The sequence below is a fragment of the Rhodococcus sp. NPDC055024 genome, assembly GCF_053608585.1.
The window spans coordinates 48667-75207 of the sequence record NZ_JBSGVT010000009.1; the positions used below are offsets into that span (position 1 = coordinate 48667).

The 26541-nt window shown below is 62.7% G+C and carries 21 protein-coding genes and 1 riboswitch; of the genes, 10 read left to right on the forward strand and 11 right to left on the reverse strand.

The window, feature by feature from the left end; genetic code table 11:
• Positions 1–98: 98 nt before the first annotated feature.
• The gene (locus tag ACWF6P_RS19380) at positions 99–773 is read left to right on the forward strand and encodes a class I SAM-dependent methyltransferase (protein ID WP_378534707.1); all 675 of its coding nucleotides are present in this window, start codon (positions 99–101) and stop codon (positions 771–773) included.
• On the opposite strand, the gene speB is transcribed toward ACWF6P_RS19380, so the two are convergent.
• Positions 737–1693 (reverse strand): agmatinase, encoded by a 957-nt coding sequence (gene speB, locus ACWF6P_RS19385; protein WP_003941134.1) that lies wholly within the window; start codon positions 1691–1693, stop codon positions 737–739. The two genes, ACWF6P_RS19380 and speB, sit on opposite strands and share 37 nt — an antisense overlap.
• 146 nt (positions 1694–1839) lie before the next feature.
• Here speB and ACWF6P_RS19390 point away from each other — a divergent pair, with 146 nt between their 5' ends.
• From ACWF6P_RS19390 to ACWF6P_RS19405, 4 genes are all read left to right on the forward strand, one after another.
• Positions 1840–2475 carry a helix-turn-helix domain-containing protein gene (locus tag ACWF6P_RS19390; protein ID WP_317551735.1) on the forward strand — a complete coding sequence of 212 codons (636 nt, stop codon included), beginning with the start codon at positions 1840–1842 and terminating at the stop codon, positions 2473–2475.
• Between the two features lie 133 nt (positions 2476–2608).
• Positions 2609–3454 (forward strand): carbon-nitrogen hydrolase family protein, encoded by an 846-nt coding sequence (locus ACWF6P_RS19395; RefSeq protein ID WP_378534709.1) that lies wholly within the window; start codon positions 2609–2611, stop codon positions 3452–3454.
• Entirely contained in the window at positions 3451–5139 is a 1689-nt protein-coding gene (locus tag ACWF6P_RS19400; protein ID WP_378534711.1) for a flavin monoamine oxidase family protein, read from the forward strand. Before ACWF6P_RS19395 ends, ACWF6P_RS19400 begins: the two co-directional genes overlap by 4 nt.
• Positions 5140–5266: 127 nt before the next feature.
• Positions 5267–8458: an NAD-glutamate dehydrogenase domain-containing protein gene (locus tag ACWF6P_RS19405; protein ID WP_452622122.1), complete on the forward strand. Its 3192-nt coding sequence runs from the start codon at positions 5267–5269 to the stop codon at positions 8456–8458.
• On the opposite strand, the gene ACWF6P_RS19410 is transcribed toward ACWF6P_RS19405, so the two are convergent.
• Complete coding sequence (locus ACWF6P_RS19410; RefSeq protein ID WP_452622123.1) at positions 8435–9952, reverse strand: PucR family transcriptional regulator; 1518 nt, start codon at positions 9950–9952, stop codon at positions 8435–8437. The genes ACWF6P_RS19405 and ACWF6P_RS19410 overlap by 24 nt on opposite strands.
• 128 nt (positions 9953–10080) lie before the next feature.
• On the opposite strand from ACWF6P_RS19410, the gene gabT reads away from it, so the two are divergent.
• Positions 10081–11445 (forward strand): 4-aminobutyrate--2-oxoglutarate transaminase, encoded by a 1365-nt coding sequence (gene gabT, locus ACWF6P_RS19415; RefSeq protein ID WP_452622124.1) that lies wholly within the window; start codon positions 10081–10083, stop codon positions 11443–11445.
• Position 11446: 1 nt separating this feature from the next.
• Positions 11447–12892 (forward strand): NAD-dependent succinate-semialdehyde dehydrogenase, encoded by a 1446-nt coding sequence (locus tag ACWF6P_RS19420; RefSeq protein ID WP_452622125.1) that lies wholly within the window; start codon positions 11447–11449, stop codon positions 12890–12892.
• Between the two features lie 52 nt (positions 12893–12944).
• On the opposite strand, the gene dszD is transcribed toward ACWF6P_RS19420, so the two are convergent.
• The 3 genes from dszD to ACWF6P_RS19435 form a co-directional block, all read right to left on the reverse strand.
• Positions 12945–13523: an NADH:FMN oxidoreductase DszD gene (dszD, locus tag ACWF6P_RS19425; protein ID WP_003941189.1), complete on the reverse strand. Its 579-nt coding sequence runs from the start codon at positions 13521–13523 to the stop codon at positions 12945–12947.
• Positions 13524–13731: 208 nt separating this feature from the next.
• The gene (locus tag ACWF6P_RS19430) at positions 13732–14205 is read right to left on the reverse strand and encodes a YbaK/EbsC family protein (protein ID WP_378546156.1); all 474 of its coding nucleotides are present in this window, start codon (positions 14203–14205) and stop codon (positions 13732–13734) included.
• A 15-nt stretch (positions 14206–14220) separates the two neighbouring features.
• Positions 14221–15324, reverse strand: coding sequence for an ABC transporter permease (locus tag ACWF6P_RS19435; protein ID WP_378448107.1), 1104 nt, complete (start codon positions 15322–15324; stop codon positions 14221–14223).
• Positions 15325–15392: 68 nt separating this feature from the next.
• On the opposite strand from ACWF6P_RS19435, the gene ACWF6P_RS19440 reads away from it, so the two are divergent.
• The 3 genes from ACWF6P_RS19440 (at position 15393) to ACWF6P_RS19450 (ending at position 20004) form a co-directional block, all read left to right on the forward strand.
• On the forward strand, positions 15393–16034 hold the full coding sequence (locus ACWF6P_RS19440; protein WP_452622126.1) for a TetR family transcriptional regulator: 642 nt from the start codon (positions 15393–15395) through the stop codon (positions 16032–16034).
• Between the two features lie 45 nt (positions 16035–16079).
• Positions 16080–16253: riboswitch (M-box (ykoK) riboswitch) on the forward strand.
• 343 nt (positions 16254–16596) lie between these two features.
• A complete protein-coding gene (gene mgtA, locus ACWF6P_RS19445; protein WP_452622127.1) occupies positions 16597–19290 on the forward strand; it encodes a magnesium-translocating P-type ATPase in 2694 nt (897 codons plus the stop codon).
• A gap of 9 nt (positions 19291–19299) precedes the next feature.
• Entirely contained in the window at positions 19300–20004 is a 705-nt protein-coding gene (locus ACWF6P_RS19450; RefSeq protein WP_003941187.1) for an MgtC/SapB family protein, read from the forward strand.
• Positions 20005–20017: 13 nt separating this feature from the next.
• Here ACWF6P_RS19450 and ACWF6P_RS19455 read toward each other — a convergent pair whose 3' ends face one another.
• From ACWF6P_RS19455 to ACWF6P_RS19480, 6 genes are all read right to left on the reverse strand, one after another.
• On the reverse strand, positions 20018–21379 hold the full coding sequence (locus ACWF6P_RS19455) for a lipase family protein (RefSeq protein WP_452622128.1): 1362 nt from the start codon (positions 21377–21379) through the stop codon (positions 20018–20020).
• Positions 21380–21443: 64 nt separating this feature from the next.
• Positions 21444–21893 (reverse strand): GNAT family N-acetyltransferase, encoded by a 450-nt coding sequence (locus tag ACWF6P_RS19460; RefSeq protein ID WP_452622129.1) that lies wholly within the window; start codon positions 21891–21893, stop codon positions 21444–21446.
• Between the two features lie 18 nt (positions 21894–21911).
• Entirely contained in the window at positions 21912–22388 is a 477-nt protein-coding gene (locus ACWF6P_RS19465) for a GNAT family N-acetyltransferase (protein ID WP_452622130.1), read from the reverse strand.
• A gap of 2 nt (positions 22389–22390) precedes the next feature.
• Positions 22391–24445 (reverse strand): TerD family protein, encoded by a 2055-nt coding sequence (locus ACWF6P_RS19470; protein ID WP_452622131.1) that lies wholly within the window; start codon positions 24443–24445, stop codon positions 22391–22393.
• Positions 24446–24672: 227 nt separating this feature from the next.
• Positions 24673–25800, reverse strand: coding sequence for a DUF475 domain-containing protein (locus tag ACWF6P_RS19475; protein ID WP_452622132.1), 1128 nt, complete (start codon positions 25798–25800; stop codon positions 24673–24675).
• Between the two features lie 137 nt (positions 25801–25937).
• On the reverse strand, positions 25938–26513 hold the full coding sequence (locus tag ACWF6P_RS19480) for a TerD family protein (protein ID WP_020906049.1): 576 nt from the start codon (positions 26511–26513) through the stop codon (positions 25938–25940).
• Between the last annotated feature and the right edge of the window lie 28 nt (positions 26514–26541).

Genomic DNA, 26541 nt, shown 5'->3' on the forward strand with positions numbered 1-26541 from the left:
GGCCACAACGCGTGACGTTAGCAGAGCGTCGAAATGAAGGAATTGCTGTTTCAGCAAAGATTGTTGCGTGAATTGCGGGAGATGTTCATCCTGGATGAATGAGCCACGAACACCACACTCACCACGAAAACTCCGATACCACCGAGAATCCGTACGCCAAGGCGGACGCACAATTCTGGAACTCGCTGTACGAAGAACGCCCAGCACGTTGGAGCGGAAACCCCAACCCGCAGTTGATTGCCGAGGCCTCCGACCTCGAGCCGGGCACCGCACTGGACGTCGGTTGCGGTGAAGGTGCCGACGCTTTGTGGTTGGCGCGTCGCGGGTGGAAGGTCACCGGCACCGACATCTCGTCGGTTGCGCTCGGTCGCGCCCAGGCTCACGTCGAGGGCGAGGGCGTCGACATCGAATGGCTGGAAGCCGATCTGACGAAGTGGGATCCGCAGGGTCGTTCGTTCGATCTGGTGTCTGCGCAGTTCTTCCACATGCTCGAACCCGCGCGCGGGGAATTGTTCCGGGCGCTCGGTGATCTGGTCGCGCCGGATGGGCATCTTCTGATCGTGGGCCACTCGCCCCACGAGTCGCCCACCGAGCATCATCGGGCCATGCTGCATACCCCGGAATATGTGGAGTCGCTGTTCACCGATGGGTGGAAGGTGCTGGTCTCGGAGTCGCGGGAACGTGATCTCCCCGCGACCCCCGAGATGCATCACACCACGGATACCGTTGTGCTGCTTCAGCGATTGAGTGCGAGTACCGACAGCAACTCGTAGGCGACGTGAGCCGCTGCGATACCGGTGATCTCGGCGTGGTCGTACGCCGGCGCTACCTCGACGATGTCGGCGCCGACCACGTTGAGTCCCACCAACCCACGCAGTGTGTTCAACAATTCGCGAGAGGTCATGCCGCCCGCTTCGGGTGTTCCGGTGCCCGGAGCGTGGGCGGGATCGAGTACGTCGATGTCGACGGAGACGTACACCGGCCCACCGTCGAGGCGCTTACGCATGCGCTCGACGATGCTGGCGACGCCGTCGACCTCGTAGTCGTCGCTGCGGATCACCTGGAAGCCGAGGACGCGGTCGTCTTCGAGGTCCTTCTCGCTGTAGAGCGGTCCACGGATACCGATGTGCTGCGAGCGCTCCATGTCGATCAGGCCCTCTTCGCTGGCGCGGCGGAAGGGGGTGCCGTGGGTGAATGGCTGACCGAAGTAGGTGTCCCAGGTGTCGAGGTGAGCGTCGAAGTGCAGGACGGCGATCGGGCCGTGATCGCGGGCCAGTGAGCGCAGGATCGGCAGTGCGATGGTGTGGTCGCCGCCGAGCGTGAGCACGGAGGAACCGTCGGCGCGCAGGTCGGTGACGGCGGACTGAACCGTCGTGAGAGCTTCCTGGATGTCGAAGGGGTTGACGCCGATGTCGCCGAAATCGGCTACCTGCTGGTTGGCGAAGGGGGAGACCTTGAGCGCGGGGTTGTACGGACGCAGCAGCTTCGACGCAGCGCGGATGTGGCCCGGGCCGAAACGAGCGCCGGGGCGGTAGCTGACACCCGAATCGAAAGGAATGCCGAGAATCGTCACGTCTGCGCGCGAGACCTCGTCCAGGCGCGGCAGACGCGCAAAAGTGGTCGGCTCGGCGTAGCGGGGGACGCGCGTGGCGTCGACGGGTCCGATGAACGATCCGGGGTTGTTGGTAGCCATGTGCAGAGGTCCCTGCTCTCGATTCGGCGCACACCGGGCGCCCTTCAGTGATGTAGCTTTCTGAGCAAGTATGGTTTCTTCAAGAGGCTCGGTTGTCAACCCCTGTTTCCTGAAAGGGACACGGCGGTCGTGAAGGAGTGGGTTCAGTGGCCAAGGCGAAGGAAGCGGTCGAGCCGGTCGGTCCGCGCATCGGGGCGAGGCTCAAGGCGGCACGTCAGTCGAAGCGATTGACCCTCGACGACCTGGCCGAGGCCTGTGGTGTGACCAAGGGGTATCTCTCGAAACTCGAGCGCGATCACGTCAACGCGTCGGTGGCGACCCTGATCAAGGTGTGCGCGGTGCTCGAGATCCCCGTCGGATCTCTGTTCGAGAATGCGTCCGCCGGTGAAGTAGTCCGCGCCGACGCCATGCCGCAAATCAGCTTCGGTGGCGAAAAGATGACAGAGTACCTGCTCACGCCTACCAACGAGCGTCGGATCCAGGTGCTGCTCGGCGAGCTCGAACCAGGCGGCGGAAGTGGTCAGGAGTTCTACAGTCTGCCGATCGACGTGAACTTCGTACACGTGCTCGAGGGTGGCCTGCGGGTCTCGTTCGAGGGCGGTCGGACGGATCCGAACGGTGAGGCCGTCGATGCTGAGGATGTCGTGCTCGCGGCGGGCGATTCCTTCACGTTCACGCCTACGCACAATCACAGTTTTCAGGCCGAAGGCGCGGTTCTGGCGAAGGTTCTGTGGGTCCTGAATCCGGCGTTGCCAGAAGGGCCCCGCGCTCCGTCTTCGTGAGGCTCGAACGTGTAAATGTTGATTGTTAGGAAACAAGAGTTGACATGATTGGCGGCACCAGTCACGCTGGTAGTTGTCCCCGTCACACGCACCGTCGAAAATTGGCGTCACGGAACTCCTGAAGGAGCGAACCATGCATGTCGATTCTGTCCGAGTTGGCCTGTTTCAAGGTCCGCTCACCACACCGGACACCTTTGCGTCGGTGGAGTTCAACCTCGCTGCGATCGATACGGCAGCCCGTGAGGCTGCTGCGTCCGGGGCGAAGATCCTCCTGACGCCGGAGATGTCCGCAACCGGCTACGACATCGGCGAACTGGTGTCGCTGCGTGCGGAGCCGGCAGACGGCCCGATCTTCGATTCCGTCGCCGCGATTGCTCGCAGCGCGGGCATCGCAGTCGTCTACGGCTATCCCGAACTCGACGGGGGAGATGTCTACAACAGCGTGCAGGTGGTGGGCAGCGACGGCACTTCGCTTGCGCACTATCGCAAGACACACCTGTTCGGCACGCTCGACCGCGAGCACTTCCGGCCAGGTGAGACCTTGGTGGTCGGGTTCGACTTCGAGGGCATCCGCTGCGGATTGTTGATCTGCTACGACGTGGAATTTCCCGAAGCAGTTCGGGCACACGCCGACGCCGGAACCGAATGGCTGATCGTGCCGACGGGTTTGATGACTCCGTACGAACACATTGCGCAGCAGGTGGTTCCGGCCCGCGCATACGAAAGTCAGATGTTTCTCACCTACGTCAATCGCTGCGGTGCCGAAACCGACCTGACCTACTGCGGGCTCACGTGCGCCATCGCACCCGACGGTGCCGAGTTGGCGAGAGCCGGGGGTGGCCAGGAGTTGCTCTTCGCGGATCTTGCTGCCGCCACCGTCGCGCAATCGCGCACTCTCAATACGCATCTCGACGATCGACGCCTCGATCTGTATCCAGACCGTTCTGTCACAACTGTCTCCAAGGAGAACCGTAGATGACCATCCCAGTAGCTCCGGACAGTTCCTCGGAACCCGGCAAGCAGCCGCCGCTCACGATGTTCGGGCCGGATTTCCCGTTCCCGTACGACGATTACGTCTCCAGCCCGGCGGGGCTCGGCTCGGTGCCCGATCTGGCATTGGGTACCGAAGTTGCCGTGATCGGTGGCGGCCTCTCCGGCATGATCGCGGCCTACGAGTTGCTCAAAATCGGCCTCAAACCGATTGTCTACGAAGCCGATCAGATCGGTGGCCGGATGCGGTCGGTCGAGTTCGACGGGCACCCCGGAGTAGTCGCCGAGATGGGCGCAATGCGTTTCCCACCGTCGTCGACGACGTTGTTCCACTACCTGAACGAACTGGGGCTGCAGACCGAGGAGTTCCCCAATCCTCTTGCCGAGGTCACGCCCAGCACGGTCATCGACCTCAAGGGCGAGAGCCACTACGCGCACGCTCTCGAGGATCTGCCGCCGATCTACACCGAGGTGGCAAAGGCCTGGCAGCGCACTCTCGAAGAGCATGCGGATCTGATTCCGTTGCAGCAGGCCATTCGTGACCGTGACACCGCAGAGATCAAGCGGATCTGGAACGACCTCGTGGTGCGCTACGACGACCAGACCTTCTACGGATTCCTCGCCGCGTCGAAGCATTTCAAGTCCTTCCACATGCGGGAAGTGTTCGGGCAGGTCGGATTCGGTACGGGTGGTTGGGATACCGACTACCCCAACTCGATCCTCGAAATCCTTCGTGTGGTCATCACGGCCGCCGACGACGACCACCGCGGCATCGTGGGTGGATCGCAGCAGCTGCCGATGCGGTTGTGGAACCGCGCCCCGGCGCAGATGGCGCATTGGCCTGCCGGTACGACGGTCGCTTCGCTCAACGACGGCAAGACACGTCCCCGCGTCACCGAACTCCGGCGTACCGAGCCTGGCAACATCACCGTCACGGACTCCGACGGATTCATTCGCACCTACGCGAGTGCCGTTGTAACAGTGCAGAGTTGGATGCTGCTCAACAACATCAGGTGTGACGACGATCTGTTCCCGATCGACCACTGGACTGCGATCGAGCGCACTCACTACATGGGGTCGACCAAGGTGTTCGTACTCGTCGACCGCCCGTTCTGGAAGGACAAGGATCCCGTGACCGGCCGTGATTCGGTGTCGATGACACTGACGGACCGTATGAGTCGCGGCACGTACCTGCTCGATCAAGGCGAGGGCAAGCCTGGCCTGATCTGTTTGTCGTACACCTGGTCGGACGATTCGCTGAAGCTTCTGGCGCTCGACGCCACCGAGCGCATGAACATCATGCTGCGCTCTCTCGAAGAGATCTACCCCGGCGTGGACTTCCGCAGCCACATCATCTCGAGTCCGGTGACGCTCTCATGGGAAACCGAGCGCGACTTCATGGGTGCATTCAAGGCGAACCTTCCGGGGCACTACCGCTACCAGGAGCGCCTGTTCTCTCACTTCGTGCAGAATGATCTCGAACCGCGTCATCGCGGCATCTTCCTCGCCGGTGACGACGTGTCGTGGACTGCCGGCTGGGCCGAGGGCGCGATCCAGACCGCGATCAACGCGGTGTGGGGTGTCGTCAACCATCTCGGTGGCGCTGCGCCTACCGAGAATCCCGGACCCGGCGACGTGTTCGAGGAACTCGCTCCGATCAGGTTGGGCGACTGAGCTCACCGCAACTGCCGAAATGTCGTGCCCGATGGGGGTTTGTACTCCTATCGGGCACGACCTCTTTCCGGTGATCCACGCAACACTGGAAAGTGTTCGGATCCAATAATTTCCAGGAGGGTGTTCAATGGCGAGCACATCATCGGCGACCAAGACCGTAGCTGCAGAATCGAGACCGGCAGGCGGTGATCGACCCGGTGACCCGGCGCTCGAACTGGTCGCCGAACTGGCAGCAGCGGGCCAGCGACTCGTCTTCCGGCAGGGTGACGACCTGAGCAGTGGTGACCTGACCTGCGTGGTGCTGTGGCCGTCCGGAGAGCCCTCCCTCTCCGATCTGTGCGAGAACTTCGAATCCCTCGGACTCCGAGTGTCGACGCACCGCCCGATCCCGACCGTTCTGGGTTCGGCGCACTACTTCACCTTCGAGCCGAGCACTTTCGACGGTGGTGCGCTGGAGAAGATGGCGGACGCCTTCGAAGCCGTCATCGCCGGCCAGACCCGAATGGACGCCTTCTCCAGTCTGATCGGACGAGCAGACATCACGTGGCGCGACGCAGAGTTGCTGCGCGCTGCGTGCCGTTTCCTCGCTCAGGCTCGTATCGGGTTGTCCGAGAGCTACATCGTCGGAGTGTTGGCAGCGAAGCCGCTCTTCGTACGACAGGCGATCGAACTCTTCACCGCGCGTTTCGATCCCACCGTTGCGGGATCGCGTGAGACAGCCGTGGCTACCGCGGCATCGGCCATCGACGAATCAGTCGACGGTGCAGACACTCTGGACGAGGACCGCGTCTTGCGCGGCGTGCGTTCGTTCCTGCAGGCGACTCTGCGCACCAACTGGTACCTGCGTGGTGAGTCCGGCGACCCGTTGCCGTACGCGTCGTTCAAGATCGACTCACAGTTGCTCTCCACCCCACAGAAGACCGTTCCCTTCCGCGAGATCTACGTCAGCGCACCCAATGTCGAAGGCGTTCATCTGCGTAGTTCCTCCGTCGCCCGTGGCGGCCTGCGTTGGTCGGATCGATACGAGGACTACCGCACAGAGGCCCTGAGCCTCATGAAGACCCAGAGCGTGAAGAATTCCCCGATCGTTCCTTCTGGTGCCAAGGGCGCGTTCGTGGTTCGAGGCACGTCGTCACCGACCCCGGCGCAGGTGCAGGAGTCGTACAGCACCTTCATTCGCGGCTTGCTGGACGTGGTGGACAACATCGCCGACGGCGCAGCGGTACATCCGGCCGAAGTGATCGAGTACGACGGTGAAGACTCCTACCTGGTCGTGGCGGCCGACAAGGGGACTGCACGGTTCTCGGACGTCGCGAACGGCATCGCCGTCGAGCGTGGTTTCTGGCTCGGCGACGCTTTTGCTTCCGGCGGTTCGGCAGGGTACGACCACAAGGCGATGGGTATCACCGCTCGCGGCGCCTGGGTAGCGGTACGACGCCACTTCGCCGAGCGCGACCTCGACGTCGACACCGATCCGTTCACCGTCGCGGGCATCGGCGACATGTCCGGCGACGTGTTCGGCAACGGAATGTTGCTCTCGCACAAGATCCGTCTGGTCGCGGCATTCGATCACCGCCACATCTTCATCGACCCGAACCCCGACACCGAGACGACGTTCGCCGAGCGCGCTCGGCTCTTCACCGTGCCGCGCTCGTCCTGGGACGACTTCGATCGCACCGTGATGTCGCCTGGCGGTGGCGTCTGGCCGCGCAGCGCGAAGTCGATCCGCCTTCCGCTCGAGGCGCGTGCGGCCCTCGGCATCACCGAGGAGAAGCTGACCCCTCAGGAACTGATCCGAGCGATCCTGTGCGCTCCGGTGGACCTGTTGTGGAACGGCGGCGTCGGTACCTACGTGAAAGCGTCGACCGAAAGCAACGTCGACGCAGCTGATCCATCCAACGACGCAGTTCGCGTCAGCGCTGACGAGTTGCGTGCGACGGTGGTCGGTGAGGGCGGCAACCTCGGCTTCACCCAGCGTGCCCGCATCGAATATGCCGCTGGCGGTGGCCGAATCAACGCCGACTTCATCGACAACGCGGCCGGCGTGGCTACCTCTGACCGTGAGGTCAACATCAAGATCGCACTCGCAGCGTTGGACGCGACCTCGCGCAATGAACTGCTCGCGGCCGCTCAGGACGAGGTAGCCGCGTCGGTGCTCGAGGCCAGTGAAGATCAGACCCTCGCGATCAGCCTGGCCGAGCACCGCGCTCCCGCTCTGCTCGATCAGCACGAGCGGTTGATCGAGAACCTGGTCTCGGCGGGCGCGATGAAGCGTCTCGAAGAATCATTGCCGGACGCCAAAGCGCTGGCGGTCAGAGCCCGTGCCGGTCAGGGTTTGCTTCGGCCGGAACTTGCTGTGCTGGTGGCGCAATCGAAGAACGTGCTGACGGCGGAATTGGGGGCGTCGACCGTCCCGGACAATCAGATCTTCGCCGATCGCCTTCCTCAGTACTTCCCGCTCTCCGTCGTCGAGGCAGCACCGGACGCAGTCCGCGCACACCGGTTGGGCCGCGACATCATCATCACCTCGGTGGTCGACGAACTGGTCAACCGCGTCGGACCCGGCGTTCTGTTCCGGCTCGAGGAACACCTCGGAGTCCACAGTCCGGAAGCGGCTCTGGCCTACGCTGTGGTCAGCGAAGTGCTTGGCACAGAGGACCTTCGACGCGAAATCCTGAACTCCGATCTCAGTGCCACCGAACAGTTGAAGGCTCTCGATCGCTTGCAGCAGTTGTTGGAATCCGAGATGAGCTGGGTGTTGCGCCGCCCGGGTGCCGCAGGCCGGTTCACCGTGAACCCGCGCGCCGACATCGATCGATGGGCCGCTCCGGTGCGGGCGCTCATAGAAGGTTTGTCGGCAAGCGACCGTATCGAGGCGTCCTTCGGAGCGCTCGCCCTGGCGGACATTGCACTGCAGGAGAATACGACGGCCGCGGCCGCAGCTGCTATCTATCGGGACCTCTCCGACGCTCTCGATCTGGGCGATGTTCTCGGTGGCGTCGACGTTGCCGTCGGTGCCTCGCATTGGGAGGTCATGGGCAGCGCTGCCGTCCACGCCAGGTTGACGGCGCGTTTCGCGGACCTCGTGTCCGGTGCGCTCGGTGAAGGTATTCCGGACGTAGTCGAGTTGTGGACCACCGCCAATCCGCAGGCGGTGCGCCGGTTCACGGCTTTGATGTCGAGCGTGAGCCGCAGTGGAGCGCTGGACACCGCCCGCCTCTGCACTGTCGATGCCGAACTCGAACTACTCGTCCGCGGTGCGTCCAGCTTCGCTTCGGTGCACGCGGAGGAGGGTTCAGCGGCCCTCCCAGGCGAGTAGCGAGAGCAGTAGTTCAGCTCTGACCCTGGCCTGCCCGAGGTCGCATTGCAGCAGTTCCTCGATGCGTGCGATGCGGCCTCGGAGGGTGTGCCGGTGAACGCCGAGTTCGGCTGCGGCCGACTCCCATTGGCCGTTTGCCTCGAGATAGGCGCGCAATGACGCGACCAGTGCGGTTCCGTGTGCCTGGTCGTGTTCGGTCAGCACCGGGATGGTGTCCGCAGCCATGGCGATCAGTGCCTCACGGGCAGGCTCGGACGCCAGAATCGTAGACCCGCTCAGAGCGTCGAACTCGAGAATGCGCGCCGTGGCCGTTGTGAGGTTGGCTGCGGCGCGGGCCTGAACGAGTGCGCGCGGTGCATCGAGAAGGCGGTGAGGGGTGCTGATTCCGGCACGCACAGCTTTCGCCTCGGTGGGGGAGAGTTGCGCCAGTAGCGTTTTGGCTGTGTCGATGGTGTCGGTTCCGCGAAGGAGTACGGTCAGCGCGCCGTCTTCGGATTGGGCGAACAGCGGGCGGCCTGCCCGGGCGAGAGCGTTGTCGAGTTCGCGGAGAACGGGTCCGAGTCCGGATCCGCGCACGTGGACGACACGAATGGTGCCGTGAGTGTCGCTTGCTTCGTCCAGGTACGACGGCACGCCGTCCTCGGGAATTCGGCCGTCGAGCAGAAGCCCGAAAGCCATGGCATTGAGTCGGGTTCGCTCGGCCCGTAGCCGAACAGGCTTCTCGAGTTCGAGGGTGAGCAACGAGACAGCATGCCCGAGCAGCACTCTGTCGATGTTGCTCAGGGGCCCGGCGCCTGCCATGGCGAGGTATCCGTGCCAACTGTCGGTGACTCCGACGGGGGACAGTGTCAACGTCCGTTCGGGTGTGCTCTGCGAGATCGACGCCGGAGCGTTGGGATCGCGAGTGGTGGCCGCGACCGCGCGAACCTCGGTGATCAACGACTTCTGGTTTGCCGGGTGCACCGCGGTGATCCGATCTCCGACAAACGCCACCGAAGTTTTTGTGGCGGTAGCCAGTTCACGCACGATCGCAGAGACGCCACCGCGCAGTGCAACTCGGGTGATGCGTGTCTGTACTTCTGCCGCGCGCAGTACCGATTCGTATTCCTGCTGGCTCAGGCGAGTCATCACCGCGCGCGTGACGGCCGCGAAGGGGGTCGTGAACGGCACTTCCAGCAGGGGGAGACCGCGGCTGTGGGCGGCGGCAATCAGGTCTGCGGGCACACTCTCATGGGAAAGGCCGGTCCCGAAACCCAGAGCCGACACTTCTGCGGCGGCCAGACGGTCGATGTACTCGCTGTAGTCGGTGGCGTCGGCGCCCACCAGTGCCAGCCCGGTGGTGAGCACCAACTCACCGCCGGAAAGCCACGGTGTGGGGTCCGTCAGCTCTGTGGCCTGCGCAAACGTGACGGGGTAGGTGGCGGCTGCTCGGTCGGTGAGCAGGGCCAGTGAGAGGTGTTTCTGGCGCAAGAGCCACGAGATCGGAACCGTCACCTGATCAAGGCTAGCTGTCGTTGCCGATATGGAGTAGCCCTGCAGCTTCAGGTATCCATTTCGGCAGTGCTTGCGGTGCTTCGCGCGTCGCATACTCGAATGCAATACACAACCGAGAGGGTGGTCACATGAGTGCAATCGAATACCGGCTTCCGCAGGAGCGTCGCATCGTCACGGAGTTCCCGGGCCCGCGCTCGGCTGCGCTCGCCGAACGTCGTAAGAAGGTCGTCGGCGCAGGCGTCGCATCCACCCTCCCGGTCTACGTTGCCGACGCAGACGGCGGAGTCATCGTCGACGTCGACGGCAACTCGCTGATCGACCTCGGTGCCGGTATCGCGGTGACCAGCGTCGGCGCCTCCAACCCGGCCGTCGTGTCCGCAGTTCAGGATCAGGTCGCACACTTCACCCACACCTGTTTCATGGTCGCTCCGTACGAGGGCTACGTCGAGGTCGCCGAGCGTCTCGCCGAACTCACCCCCGGTGACCACGAGAAGCGTTCCGTGCTGTTCAACTCCGGCGCAGAAGCCGTCGAGAACGCTGTCAAGATCGCCCGTCACGCAACCGGTCGCGACGCAGTCGTCGTCTTCGACCACGCGTACCACGGCCGCACCAACCTCACGATGGCACTGACCTCGAAGTCCATGCCGTACAAGAGCGGCTTCGGTCCGTTCGCCCCCGAGGTCTACCGCGTCCCGATGTCCTACCCGTACCGCGAGGGCCTCAATGTCGACGGCTCCAAGATCACGGGTGAGCAGGCCGCACAGCGCGCCATCACGATGATCGAGAAGCAGGTCGGCGCTGCCAACACGGCCGCCATCCTCATCGAGCCGATTCAGGGCGAGGGCGGATTCATCGTTCCCGCAGAAGGATTCCTCCCGACGCTCGTCGCGTGGGCCAAGGAGAACGGCGTCGTCTTCATCGCCGACGAGGTTCAGGCAGGCTTCGCTCGTACCGGCGCCTGGTTCGCCAGCGATCACGAGGGCATCGTCCCCGACCTGGTTACGCTCGCCAAGGGCATCGCCGGCGGCATGCCGCTCGCCGCTGTCACGGGCCGCGCCGAGCTCATCGACGCCGTCCACCCCGGCGGCCTCGGTGGCACCTACGGCGGTAACCCCGTCGCCTGCGCCGCTGCATTGGCGTCCATCGACCAGATGCGTGAGCTCGACCTCTGTGGTCGTGCACGCACCATCGAATCGACCGTCGTCGGCCGAATGAATGCACTGGCAAAGGAACTCGACGTCATCGGTGACGTTCGCGGCCGCGGCGCCATGCTCGCCATCGAGCTGGTCAAGCCCGGTGGACAGGAGCCGGACGCCGACATCACCAAGAAAATCGCCGCAGACTGCCTCGCTGCCGGCGTCGTGATCCTCACCTGCGGTACCTACGGCAACGTCATCCGTCTGCTCCCGCCGCTGGTCATCTCCGAGGAGCTGCTCGACGACGCGTTGACCGTCCTCGAGACCGCCATCCGCTCTGCAGCACAGGGGAACTGACATGTCCAACGTCTCAGATCTTCTCGACTCCGTACCCAAGGGTCTCTGGCTCGGCGGCAAGCTCGTCCCGGCCGAGAAGACCTTTGCGGTATACAACCCGGCAACGGGTGAGGAACTCGCCCAGGTAGCCGACGCCACCGCTGCCGACGGTATCCGCGCGCTCGACCTCGCCGCTGCGGCGCAGGAAGACTGGGCGGCCACTCCGGCACGTGTACGCGGCGAGATCTTGCGCACCGCCTTCGAATTGCTTCACGCCCGCGCCGAGGACTTCGCGCTGATGATGACCCTGGAAATGGGTAAATCGTTGGCAGAGAGCCGCGGTGAGGTCAACTACGGCGGCGAATTCCTGCGTTGGTTCAGCGAGGAAGCAGTCCGCATCGGTGGACGTTTCACGCAGGCTCCGGCCGGCAACGGTCGCATCCTAGTCACCAAGGAAGCCGTCGGACCGGTCCTCGCGATCACCCCGTGGAACTTCCCGCTTGCCATGGGCACGCGCAAGATCGGACCGGCGCTCGCTGCCGGTTGCACCATCATCGTCAAGCCCGCCGAGGACACGCCGCTGACCATGCAGCTTGTCGGTCAGGTGTTTGCGGACGCGGGTCTGCCCGACGGTGTGCTCTCGATCCTCCCGACGTCCGACGCGGCTTCCATCAGCGGACCGTTGATGGACGATGCGCGTCTGCGCAAGGTCACGTTCACCGGCTCCACCGGCGTCGGAAAGCTGTTGGTGCGCAATGCCGCTGACAAGCTGCTCCGCACGTCGATGGAACTCGGAGGCAATGCACCGTTCATCGTCTTCGACGACGCCGACATCGACGCAGCTGTCGACGGCGCAATGCTCGCGAAGATGCGCAACGGCGGCGAGGCCTGCACCGCGGCCAACCGCATTTACGTCGCCAACTCGGTGCGCGAGGAGTTCACCGACAAGTTCACCGCCAAGGTTGCGGCCCTGAAGGTAGGCGCCGGCGACGCCGAGGGCACCAACATCGGCCCGCTGATCAACACCAAGCAGCTCGCAACCGTCACCGGACTCGTCGACGACGCCGTGTCCAAGGGCGCTCGCGTTCGCACCGGTGGATCGGCGCCCGAAGGCCCCGGGTTCTTCTTCACCCCGACGGTCCTCGACCAGGTGCCCGCCGATGCGCGCCTGCTGAAGGAAGAGATCTTCGGACCCGTTGCGGCAGTGGTCGGTTTCGACACCGAAGACGAAGCGATCGCGGCTGCGAACAACACCGAGTACGGTCTCGTGGCGTACTTCTACACCCGCGACATCGACCGTGCGATGCGCGTCTCGGCCAAGCTGGACACCGGCATGGTAGGCGTCAATCGCGGCGCGATCTCCGATGCTGCCGCGCCGTTCGGTGGCGTGAAGGAATCGGGCTTCGGCCGTGAAGGCGGAACCGAGGGTATCGACGAGTACCTCGATACCAAGTACGTAGCGCTCTAACTTGCTGTGCGCCTTTATTAACCGCGGGCGGTTAATAAAGGCGCACAGTTGTCTATTGACCTAACGGAGTCGGGCGGTAGTACTTGCCCTCGTGGTAGAGCAGGGGCGCGGCAGCGGATTCGTCGTCTTCTTCGGCGTGAACCCGCGTGACGAGTCCGATGACCAGCGTGTGATCCCCGACGGGGATCAGCTGGTCGACCTTGACGCGCATCCAACTGGGGGTGCCGTGCAGAACCGGTTCCCCGGTGTCGAGTACCGCCCACAGCGACTCGTCTGCAAAACGCTGATCGGCACTACGCGCAAAGCGCTGGGCCAGATGTTGCTGGTGTTCGCCGAGAAGGTGGATCACCAAGGACTCGGCGGCCTTGAGTGCGTTGATACTCGACGACGTCTCCGCGATGTTGAACGAGACGAGCGGCGGCTCGAGCGACACGGACGAGAACGAGGTGGCGGTGAAACCCACCGGGCCGGTACCCGAATCGAGGGTCACGACGGTGACACCGGCGGGGTGGCGGCGAAGCGCTGCGCGGTAGTCGCCGGCGCAGATACCGGTGGACAACTCGGGCGTCGCCGCTACTTCGGGGACGTCGGGGGTGGTGTGGCTGGAAACGGCATTCGGCTTGTCAGACAACGGGAACTCTCCGGCTGGAACTCGAGGTGTGCGGTGTGGTCGAGGTGACTGCGCTCGGCATACACAGACAGGCGTCGGTGCGGCACAGATCTACGTGCCGTCGTCGCCAGTGGTTGCCGGCCGGGGTCCTGGTTGCAGTGCACATGGTGCGTCCAACTATAGGTGGACGCACGTCTGAGTGGTTTCGGACCGGGTTGGCTGAAGTGCTTCAGTCCATGTCGACGGCGAGGCCGGCGGTGATTCGGAGGAGTTCGGAGTACGTCGTGCGAAAGACCGTGTTGGGGTGCCCGGCAGCAGCCCACAACTCGGGGTACTGCTCGAGGGCGGTATCGATGTACGTCGGCAGGTTGGTGGGATGCCCGAGCGGAGCGACCCCACCGATCGGCTGGCCCGTCGCGGCCTTCGCCATTTCCAGCGGCGCCCGCGTGAGCTTGCCTTCGAGGCGTTCGCCGGTGGCCTTCAGGTTGACCTGATGTGCGCCGGAGACCAGCAGCAGGACCGGATCGTCGTCGAGAAGGAACACCAGCGACTTGGTGATCGCGCCGACCTCCACCCCGACGGCCGCCGCTGCCTCGGCTGCGGTATGCGTGGCGTCGGGCTGCGTGACGATGACGCCGTGGTGACCCCGCGAGATCAGTGTTTCGGCGACGTGCGAGGCGTTGGGGTGGAGGAGGCTCGTCATGAGTTCAGACTAGGACTAGTCGGCGTTCGCCACAGCTGGAGTCGGCGTCGTGTCGGTGGACTTTCGGTTACGACGGATCGTGAAGCCGAACAGCATGACCGCACCGATCAGCGCGTACAGGAAGAGCGTCAGGGCAGGCTGGCCGACGCCGACGTTGTTGAAGTAGACGATGCTCCGGACGCCCTCGGTGCCGGCGCCGGGTGTGATCCATCGGCCGATGGCGGCGTAGAACGAGGGAATCACGTTGGAGCCGAATGCGCCTCCCGCACTGGGATTGCCGAGGATCACGAAGACGGCGATAGCCAGCGGGACTGCCAGAACGCCGATGGCGGCGCGCAATCCGAGTGTGAACATGGCGGTGCCGAACACCACGGCTGTTCCCAGGATCCAGAGCGGGAACCAGTGGCCGGCGAAAGTTCCGAGTACGTGCGAGGTGATGAGGGCGCCGAGGGCTCCCGAGATGACCGAGTAGATCGCGATCACGCCCGTGTGTGCGCTTGCCTGGCGGAGCGTCTTCGGCGCACCGATGAACAGTCCGATGGCTGCCGCAAGGAGATAGCCGCCGACGACCCAGCCGACCGAGAGGTAGAAGCCGGAGAGGCCGCGGTTGTCGTGCGCTCCGACAGGGATCTCGTCGCGGACGACGAACTGTCGGTCCTGCGTTGCCTCGACCTTCGTGAACACCGCTTCGAGTGACGTCGCGATGGAACTGCCGCCCGCGCTCGCGGTGATCAGGGTGTCCGGTCCGGCCGGGTTGATGACAAAGGCGCCCTGGATCTCGCGGTCGTTGATCATGCGGCGAGCGGTCGCCGTGCTGTCGACTACCTGAGCGTCGAGCGGGCTGCCGTCGATGGCGTTGAGTTTGTCGGCGATCTGCTGATCCATGCCGTCGGGCGTGCCCTGATCGGCGATGACCGCGATTTCGATGTCTCGCGGAGTCGGCTGATGGAAGGCGGCGACGTAGCTGAGGATGAAGCCCATCTGCAGCAGAAGCACACCGACGAACAGCGCGGCCATCACCTTGGGTGCGCCGTATTTCACCAGCAGATTGTCATGGTGGTGTTCGTCGTGGGTGGAGCTGTTGTCTGGTGCGGCGTGTGCCGGATGCGTAGTGGTCACGAAGAGTCCTGATCTTGTCGAAAGTAAAGAGCTTGTCAATACCCGAGGTATTGAATACTCTAGGTATCGTGACTGAATCTCGTCAACCGGACTGGACTCCGGTAACCCGCCCCGGACGTGACGTGGTGCGGCAAAGACTGCTCGACGCTGCAGCGGAAGAGTTTGCCGAGCGCGGATTCAGTGCTGCACGTCTCACTGAAGTTGCTCGCCGAGCCGGCTTCACCAAGGGGGCTGTCTACTCCAACTTCGAGTCGAAACAAGATCTGTTCGCCGAACTGTTTGCGCAACGGTCTCTCGAACTGGCCGGCCGCGTACTCGCCGAGATTGCCGGCATGAATCCGGCGGATGCGGCGGGCAAAGGTGGTGAAGCCATTGCAACGTGGATGGTCGACGATCCGGGGTGGTCACTGCTCGTCCTCGAATTCGGAGTCCTCGCCGGACGTGATCCGCAGATCGCTCAGGCGTACTTGCGTGAGCGTCGCCACTTACGCAGTCAGCTCGTGGAGTTGATCGGCGAACGTGCCCGGGAGTGGGGAGTGGACGAGCCCTTCGATGTGCGGACTACCGCAATCTCGTTGATGGCCTTGATATCCGGGCTCGTTCTCGAGCACTCCGTGGATCCGGAAGAAGTAGACCAGAGCGTGATGGGCGCTGCTGTGACGGCACTCTTCGCCGGTGCCGTCGCACGGGCGGGATTGCCCGCCGTCTGAGTTGCTCGGTTGACAGGCAATAGATTTGAGAACTACCCTCTGGGTGCAGTACCTCGTTAGGTGAGGCTTCTGCACGAACACAGGCCACTGATCTCACGACGTCGAGAGACGCCCAAGGTTAGGACAGATCTCCCCGGCTTAAGGGGTGATCCAAAGTGGCTTCCCGGTTTGGATCGGGACACGTCGTGCAGTGCCAAAACTCGGACGTGGAGGTGTTTTCGCAGCTTGATGCCGGTTTCTTCCGGCGAAGGCGAGAGTACGTCGATATTCGGTTCTCCTGGCGTGTGCTGCGCATGCAATCGTGTGGCGTCAACGGACGCCCCGAACTTTCAGGAGGTGACCATCGTGGACGACCCGCCGAGTCGATATCCGACCCATCCTTCTGCTCTTACCGACGGTGCTCGCCCCGGTCTTTCGCTCAGCCTCTGACCTATTTGCACCCTCGGTTTCATCTGCGCGGCTTTGCCGCGTCCGCTGACGACTTCTATTGTCGTTCAGCGCATTCTGCTGCCCTGATGCACTGACATGGTCTGATGCGTTCGGGCAGCCGAGGAGATTCGTCATGTCATTTTCCGTTCTCGCATTGCGGCCGCGGCCCACGAGAAACAGTGCACAACAAACACATTCAACAGTCCTGGCAAAGGAAAGCGCACAGGAATTGGTCGACTACTCGACCTCGGACACGCGCACCGTTCTCGCAGATCTGACCACGACGACCAACGGGCTTCGTGACGATCAGATCGACGATCTTCGCCGGCAATACGGGCGCAACGACGTCCGCCACGACCGCCCGGCGCCGGCAATCGTGCAGTTCGCGGGGGCGTTCAAGAACCCGTTCATCCTGATCCTGGTGTTCCTCGCCCTGATCATGGTCGCGACCGACGTGGTGTGGGCGGACCCGGAAGACGGACCTTCCTACGAGGGCATCATCACCCTCGGGTTGATGATCTTTGTCAGTGTGTCCCTGAGGTTCTGGCAGGAATACCGCTCGAGCCGCGCCGCCGAGGCGCTCAAGGCAATGGTGACGACAACAGTCGCGGCCACCCGCAAGATCAACAACACCGTGGTCACGGCAGAGATTCCGATCGAGCAACTACTGCCAGGTGATGTAGTCCAGCTTGCTGCCGGCGACATGATCCCGGCCGATGTCCGCATCATCCGGGCCAAGGATCTACAGATCAATCAGTCCATGCTCAGCGGTGAATCGATGCCGGCCGAGAAGTCTGCGGAACCATCCTCGGGGATCGACGTCGATCGACTGCTCGAAGCCGAGAACATCGGATTCATGGGTACTTCCGTCGTGTCGGGCAGTGGGACCGCTGTCGCGGTTCACACCGGCAAGCGCACCTACTTCGGCGCCATGACAGCACAATTGGCGTCCAAGCGACCCGAAACCAGCTTCGACGTCGGAGTGCGCAGCGTCAGTTACCTGCTGATCAAGTTCATGCTGATCATGGTCCCCGCGGTGTTCATCATCAACGGACTGACCAAGGACTGGAGCCAAGCACTACTCTTCGGTGTCGCAACCGCGGTGGGGTTGACACCGGAAATGTTGCCGCTCATCGTGACTGCGAATCTGGCCAAGGGCGCGCTGCACATGTCGCGCAAGAAGGTGATCGTCAAGCAGATCAACGCGATTCAGAACTTCGGCGCCATGGACGTTCTGTGCACGGACAAGACCGGAACTCTGACCGAGGACCGTATCGTTCTCGGTGAGCATCTGGACACTGCCGGACGTAAATCCGAGGACGTGTTGCGGCTCGCAGCGATCAATTCCGTGAATCAGACCGGACTGCGCAGTCTTCTCGACGACGCAGTTATCGAGGCTGCCGGCCCTGAAGTACTCGAGGAGATCTCGCGTCGGCACGGGTTGGTGGACGAGATTCCCTTCGACTTCAAGCGTCGTCGCCTGTCAGTGGTGGTCGATCACGGCGACGGTGATCTGATCGTCACGAAAGGCGCAGTGGAAGAGCTCCTTTCGGTCTGTGAATCGGTGGAACTGGATGGAGTAGCTCACCAGCTGACACCAGGATGGCTGGCCCGAGTCGACCGACTGGTCGCGGAACTGAACGGTCAGGGAAAGCGAGTGCTCGCGGTGGCGACCAAGGTCGTTGTCGACGAGCAGCGACGGGAATACTCCACTGCCGACGAAGAAGGCATGACCCTGGTCGGGTTGCTTGCCTTCCTCGACCCGCCGAAGGAATCTGCGGCGGGGGCGATCGAAGCGCTCGCGAGCCATGGCGTCGGTGTCAAGGTGGTGACGGGTGACAACGAACTGGTGGCCGAAACCGTCTGCGGCAAAGTCGGTATCGATGTGGGAACCGTGGTATCCGGGGCCGAGATCGAAGCGTTGAGCGACGAGGCCCTCGACGAGTTGGTGCAACGGACAACTGTCTTCGCAAAGACGGATCCGATGCAGAAGGCACGCATTGTCGAATCGCTGCGCCGGGTCGGCCACACGGTTGGTTTCCTCGGCGACGGTGTCAACGACGCACCCGCACTTCGGGCTGCGGACGTCGGCATCTCGGTCGACACCGCAGCGGACATCGCGCGCGAATCCGCGGACATCATCTTGCTGGAGAAGGACCTCGGTGTACTCGAACAAGGAGTCATCGAAGGGCGTCGGACCTTCGGAAACATCCAGAAGTACATCAAGATGACTGCGTCGTCGAACTTCGGGAACGTCTTCTCCGTGCTCGTCGCCAGCGCCCTGCTGCCGTTCATCCCCATGATTCCCGTAGTTCTGTTGTTGCAGAACCTGATCTACGATCTCTCGATGCTCACGATCCCGTGGGACCGAGTCGACGACGACTTCCTCGCGAAGCCCCGTAAGTGGGAGACCAAGAGCCTGCGCCGGTTCATGGTGTTCATCGGCCCGATCAGTTCGATCTTCGACATCTCGACGTTTGCGCTGATGTGGTTCGTGTTCGCTGCCAACTCTCCCGAGCACGCAGCCCTGTTCCAATCGGGTTGGTTCATCGAGTCATTGATCTCGCAGACGCTGATCGTTCACATGATCCGCACCCGCAAGATCCCGTTCATCCAGTCGCGTGCATCGCTGCCGGTACTGCTCAGCACGGGCGCCGCCTGCGTCTTCGCGCTGGTGTTCCCGTTCACGTCCTGGGGTCATTCCCTCGGGTTGGTTTCACTGCCGTGGAACTACTTCCCGTGGCTGGTCCTCACTCTCGCGGCATACTGCGTCGTCACGCAGGTGGCCAAGGGAATGTTCATCCGTCGATTCGCGACCTGGCTCTAGGAGTTCACCGTGGAAATTCACGTCATCCTTGTGCGGATTGCGCTCGGGCTCGTCCTCGGCGCTGCCGTGGGGATCGAAAGGCAATGGCGCGCAAGGATGGCGGGTCTGCGAACCAACGCGTTGGTGAGCTTGGGTGCGACGCTCTTCGTCATCATGGGCGCGTACGGGTTTCAGGGGCCGGACGCTGATCCGACGCGCGTCGCAGCGCAGATCGTCTCCGGGATCGGTTTTCTCGGTGCCGGAGTGATCATGAAGCAGGGGGCCTCGGTCACGGGCCTGAACACCGCCGCAACTCTGTGGGCCACGGCCGCCGTCGGCGCGCTGGCAGGCGGCGGAATGTACTGGGTGGCGGTGTTCGGTGCCGGTGCAATCATGTTGGCGAACACGCTGTTGAGGCCGTTGGGCCGGATGATGGATCACCAGCCTGCGCGCACCGGACGCGAGGAACCGCCTGCGGACTACACCTTCGAGGTGACTTGCCACGGTGACGCCGAGGCTCACATCAGAGGGCTTACCGTGCAGTCTATTTCGAGGCCGGAGTTTCAACTGCGGTCAGTGCAGTCCTTCGATATCCCGGACAGTGACCGCGTGCGGGTGGTGGCCGAACTGGCTGCCGCGGAGCGTGACGACGGACTTCTGGAATCCGCCGTCAGCCGGTTGAGTCTGGAACCGTTGGTGACTCACGTTCGGTGGGAGGTGGAGCCGTCGAAGTAAATGTCTCTTTCAGCTAGCGCGCATGTTCCTGCGGCGCAAGAGAGTTCCCCGGTGCGATGTTCGCGCAGTTGGACGGTGCAGGCTTGCCATTCAGTCGGTCGTCGACCCAAGCGAGCGCACCGGGGAGCCAGAGCATGGCGCCGAGGAAGTGGCTGATGGTGTCGTACTGGTCGTACTGAATCGCCAGGCCGGCGTCGCAGTACTTGCGTGCGAGGCTGCGGACGTCGCCCGTGATCATGACGCCGTCTCCTGCTCCGACACCGGGGCCGCCGGGTTGGGTGCCCTCAATGGTGCCGTTGGCTGCTTGCGCGATGAACATCGGAATGGTCGGCGTCGCCGCGGTGCCCATGTTGATCTTGTTCACGACATCGACGTACTCGGGAACCGTATTGGGATCGGCGTACTCGGGTTTGACCAGATCTTGCCAGGTCAGTCCGGGGTATTGCGCCAGCACATTGCCGATGGACGCGTCTTCGAGTCGAGCCATGACGTCGCGTCCACGGTCGCTGAGATACTTCCCGAAATCGATGTCGTACGAACGCGCAACGCCGACAACTGCCATGCCGACAACGCCGCCCCACCCGATGCTTCCGCTCGCGTAGCGAAGGTTGTTGGCCGGATTGACCAGCACGCCGCCCTGCGCGGCACCGATCAAGTTGTCGTTGATCTCCGGTGCGTACGCGGGAGCGAGGATCGAAGCCCAGTTGGTGGCGATCGCTCCGCCGGAGTACCCCATCAGCGCGATCTCGGCGTCGTCGGTGATTCCGGTTTCCGGGACATCTCGAGCTGCGCGCAGAGCGTCGAGCGTCATCATCCCGTATTCGGGTCCGGCAGCGAAGTTTGCATCCGGGCCCTCGGTGTCCGGGACGACGATCGTGTAGCCCAGTGCGAAGAGCGGCCCGAACAGAGCCGCTTCGATGCTCGTGAAGGTTCCGCCGATGTTGAAGTTGCGTCCGCTGGGAGTCCAGTCACCGATCGGGGTGTTACCCGCTATGGCCCGCGACGGACTGTCGTCGGGGTTCAGCGAATCGTAAAAGGACTGGTACGAAACAACTTTGTTCGGTTGGGCGTTGGCCGGGCGCAGAATCGAGGTGACGTTGGCGGACGGCTGACCGAGGGCGTCGGTCGAGCGATAGAGAACCTGCACTGCCTGTATCGGGGTCGGGATGTTGAGCACGGTGTACGGCACGGTGCGAGTCTCGAGGACCGCACCCGGGGCGTACGACGAGAGGGGTGCCGCGCCGTCGTAGCTGTAGAAACCGTCATCGGGAGACTTGGCAAGGGCTGGCTGCGCGAGCGCTACCGGTGCGCCGACGCCTGTCAGTGCGAGCGCAAGTACTCCGACAACTGCGCGAGATAAGACCCTTGACGACATACTCGTCCTCCACGTTGGTGTGCCACGCCCCACCCTGAGATCGCGGTGTGACGACCACCATATATTACTCGCGGGTAATGTGGGGATCGGGCAGATCGGGCACAGTCTCGAGGTCTCGCCGCAGGAAGATCTCGGAGGATTCGCCCGGGAGTAACAAGACTCCGGCGTCGATGTATCCCATTGCGCGATAGAAGTTCTGGGCTGACTCGTCGGAGAGGGTGGAGGTGAGAACCTGTGAATGTCCCGCACGGTACATCTGTTTTTCCCAATATGCGACCAAGGCGTGTCCGGTGCCCTGGCTGCGGTGAGAAGACAGGACGGTCAGCATGTTCATGAACGGAATTTCGTCCCAGAACAAGCCCCAGCGCAGCCACCCGACCGCTTCACCATTGTGCTCAGCGAGGAGCACCCGACCGCGTTGGACCACTGACGTGAGTTCCTCGGCTGCGACGTGCGAGTCATGCTCACGTAAGAACGGCAAGTCCGTCTGTGCTGCGACGCGAATGTTCACCACACAAGTCAGTATCGCCGTTCAGTCGGCGACGGCGACCTTCGGCTTCGACAAGTACACAACTCCGGGGATGTGGTTGGGGTCCGGCGGCAACTGCACGTAACCCGCCAGGGAGTACAAGCGAATGTTCCGGACGCTCTTACTTCCGGTGAACAATCCGAAACTGGTGATGTGCGCCGGAGCATTCTGTTCCACGTGCTGCAGGAGGCGCCGGCCGAGGCCGTTACCCGCCAAGTCCGGTGCCACCATGAGACGCCCTATCTGCCAGACAGTTCCGTCCGCTGTGCCTCGAACGGCCCCGACGCGCCTGCCGCTGCGTCGTGCGGTCCAGACGGTCGACTCCTGAATCCAGGCCCGGACCGTGGGAAGGTCCTCGTGGAGTGGGGGAATGTCCATGCTGTTGTTGGAGATTGCTTCCAAAACCCAGCAACAGCGTTGTAGAACAAGGATTTCCGCAGCGTCCTCGTCCGTTGCGCGGTCTATGACTATTTCGTCCATGGTTAGTTTTCGTCGTCGGCTTGTTCTTCTCGGGGGAGGTCGGAGGCCTTGGGGGCGGCGGGGACCCATTCACGCAGCGGTTGAACGACTTCGGAGTAGAACATCTCAGCCGAACTGGTGACGCTGCTGATGAAACTCGCAGCAGTGCCCGAACGCTTGCTGCCAAGGGCGAAGGATTGCGTCAGTACGAACGAACTGAGTTGACCGCCTTGTCCGTCCGTCAGTAGGCGAGGTGTTGCACGAGCCGATGTAAGAGTCTCGCATGTGGACGAGGCAGGACCGGTGAACAACGCTTCGACCAACAAGTCCTCGGGTGCGTTTTTCAATTGACGCAAAGCCCAAGTTACCCGTTTTCCCGCGGTACCTTCGTCAGGAGCGGAAACCGTTGTACTGCAGCTCACTTTGTTGGTTCTCAAATCAGCAGTAACCCGTAATTCTCCGGCAGCGTCGGGGATTCGGAGGTTGGCGCTGAAGGTGCCGTCGTTCGCCAATTCGTTGACTGTCAGCGCGGTACGCGCTTCAGCGTCGTTGACTACCCGGCGGGGCAACACATGTTTGACGACGACACCGAGATCAGCGGTGAACCGCAGCGCAAGATTCCGTGCAAGCGCGATCCACGACTGAGCGACGGCCGCTGCCTTCGGATCTCCAGAACGTAGAGTCCCGGCGCTGACGGAATCGCGTATCGATACCCAATGGCGACCCATGTCGACGAACTCCTCGGCCCCGGACTTGGGATGTTCGATATACCGGAGAAACTCGCTGAGAATCCAACCCTGCAGTGGGTTGTCGATTCCGCCGTGCGAGAGCACCATCCGCGCCTCGTGGATGACTTCTGCCCAGGAGAGATGCCGCAGCGCGACTTTGGTGAGCTTTCGCTTGTCCACCTCCACCGGTAGTTCGCCGGCGCCGGCAGGCAAGTCGTTGGACAGGCTGATCACGACGTCGTACTTGTTCTTCTTGGCGACGTCGAGATAGTTTTCGAGCTGCTCTCGGGTATGGGTGCCTGCACCGGTTTTTGCCTCCAGCAAGCCGGTCCAGAGTCGGCTTCCGCGGGCGATGCGCCACACCGCATCCGGGATCACCCGAGATTCACCTTTGACGTAGGGAACTTCGACGTATCCCTCGAACGAGCCGGCCGGCGCACCCACGCGCGACGAGACCGCCCGGGCGAACAGCGGAACGGCCTGCATCGTGGAGACCAGCGCCGACGTCGTACGGCGTTCTTGTTCCTCGCCGGTTCCGACGCCGATCACCGAGAAGAGTCGTGCACGTTGCCAGGCCTCGGACTCTGCGTGCTTGAATTCGGGTAGAGGGGCTTTCTTGGGTACGGGCTTCGCCGTACGAACGCCTCGTTGTCGTACGGGCTTTGGCGGCGTCGTAAGTTCGATGTCTGACGGTGCTATGTCTGACGGTGTTATGTCTGACGGTGCCGTGCCTGACGATCCGGTGCCTGATGGTTCTGGCTCCGATATCAGGTGGGGCGTCTCCAGCTCAGGTGACTCCGGCTCCTCGCTGGGGGCGTCCTCGCTTACGTCGACTCCGAAGTCTTCGGCGAGCCCGGCGAGTCCTGAAGCCCAACCTTGGCCGATGGCACGAAGTTTCCACTTCCCGTTGCGCCGATAGACCTGACCGAAGACGAATGCGGTTTCGGTGGACGCGTCGGCGGTGACGTATTCGGCGATAGGAGAGCCGCCGGAATCAACTAGTTGGAGCGCAAGTTTGCCGAGGTCGCCGAAGGAACCGGAGTCGACGCTGCCTACCAACGCGATCGCGTCGACCTGATCGGGCACGGTAGCGAGGTGTACGAGGAGGCGCTCGTGCGAGCCGGATTCGGCTTCGCGGCGGCCGAGGTATCGAACCGAGCCGTCAGCAGATTCCTGTTGGTTGTAAAAGACGAAGTCGGCGTCGGACCTGACTTTTCCGTCTGCACCCAGAAGCAATGCCGAGGCGTCGACACCGAATTCGGGGTTGTCCCAGGTGATTACGATGTCGATCTGTTCGAGTTCGTCGGGGAGCTCGATGTTCTGGCCTTTGGACAGAAACTGATCTTCCACGAATTTCCCCCTCATCGCTGTGCACAGTCGGATTTCGCCTCCTGATTGTGCAGGGGTAGCGCAAAATTTGTGCGGTTTCGCACCCGCAGCCCAATTGTTCAGCCGCAGGCTGAATGTGGCGCGCGGCTGAACATTAGCCGCGCGGCTGTGAATGCCGAAAGCTTCAATTCAGGCATAACAAACAAAACGCCCGCGACCAATTGGTCGCGGGCGTTTGTGAAAGAACGTCAGACAGTTGCCGGAGTGTTCTCGTCCAACTTCGGATCTTCGTTCGCGATTCGCTTGTTGCGAATGAGGCTGCTGATGAAAGCAGCGCCGATCAAGAAGACACCGACGAGGCCGGTGATGATCTCGTTGATGTGAACGCCGATGGACACCATCAAGATGACGGCCAGAGCGCCGATGGCCCAGTGGGCACCGTGCTCGAGGTAGACGTAATCGGAGAGCGTGCCCTTGCGGACCAGGAAGACCGTGATGGAACGGACGAACATTGCGCCGACGAAGCCGAGGCCGAGGGCGATGATGATCGGGTCCGCCGTGATGGCGAATGCGCCGATGACGCCGTCGAAGGAGAAGGACGCGTCGAGGACCTCGAGGTAGAGGAACAGGAAGAAGCCGGCCTTGCCGGTGGCCTTCGCGAATTCGGTGGGACCACCGGACTTGGTGGTCACCTCTTCGCCTTCTTCGCCTTCTTCCGGCAAGTTGAACAGTTCACCCAATCCGTTGACCGCGATGTAGGTGATCATGCCCAGAACGCCCGAGATCATGACGGTCGAAACCTTGTCGTCAGCGGCGAGGAAGGAACCACTGAGTACCAGGACGATGCCGGCCACGACGACGGAGAGCTGATCGAGCTTACCGATGCGAGCGAGGGGCTTCTCGAGCCAGGACAGCCAGGTGATCTCACGCTCTTCGAAGATGAAGCCGAGGAAGAGCATCAGCAGGAACATGCCACCGAATGCGGCGATCTGCGGATGAGCGTCGGTGAGGATGGTTTCGTAGCTCGGCTCGCCGTTGGCGAAGTACGCGGCGTCGTCGGCAGGCGGGTTGAGTGCGAGGTCGAGCGCAGCTACGGGTCCGAGCCCGGAAGCAGCCCAGACGATCACGAGCGGGAACACCAGACGCATACCGAAGACGGCGATGACGATGCCGATGGTGAGGAAGATCTTCTGCCAGAAGTCACTCATTCTTCGCAGAACGGTCGCATTGATGACGGCGTTGTCGAAGGAAAGCGAGATTTCCAGAATCGACAGGATGATGACGAGGAATAGTGCCTCGGGTCCGCCGTAGATGAACGCGACGATCATCGCGATGATCGAGATCGCGATGGACAAACCGAATATTCGCAGTACCACGGAGCGTGGCCCTTTCTAGTTGGTCAATGCAGAGTGGTTACTGCAAGCGGTGCCTCACCGCATCCGAACGTGAAAACGGGGAGGGTTCCACACACTACTGCGGAACCTTCCCCGAGTCAGCTCGTCGAGAGCGAAGATCAGACGTTGACGCCGTAATCGCGCGCGATGCCGGACAGGCCGGATGCGTAACCCTGGCCGATTGCGCGGAACTTCCACTCTGCACCGTTGCGGTACAGCTCACCGAAGACCATGGCGGTTTCGGTGGAAGCGTCCTCGGAGAGGTCGTAGCGAGCGAGCTCGTTGCCGTTCGCCTTGTCGACGACGCGGATGTACGCGTTGCGGACCTGGCCGAAGGACTGCGAGCGAGCCTCTGCGTCGTAGATCGAGACGGGGAAGACAACGCTTTCGATCTCGGCGGGAACCGCTGCGAGGTTCACGTCGATCTGCTCGTCGTCGCCTTCGCCTTCGCCATCCGTGTTGTCACCCTTGTGCTCGATCGAGCCGTCGGGCGAACGCAGGTTGTTGAAGAAGATGAAGTGCTGGTCGGAGAGGACCTTCTTGTTCGAGCCTGCGCCGATTGCGCTGGCGTCGAGGTCGAAAGCGGCTCCGGTGGTGGAACGCGCGTCCCAGCCCAGGCCGACGACCACTGCAGTCAGGTTCGGGGCCTCCTTCGTGAGAGAGACATTGCCGCCTTTGGTCAAGCTGACGCCCATTCAGGGGTCCTTTCAAGAGGAGAGACAA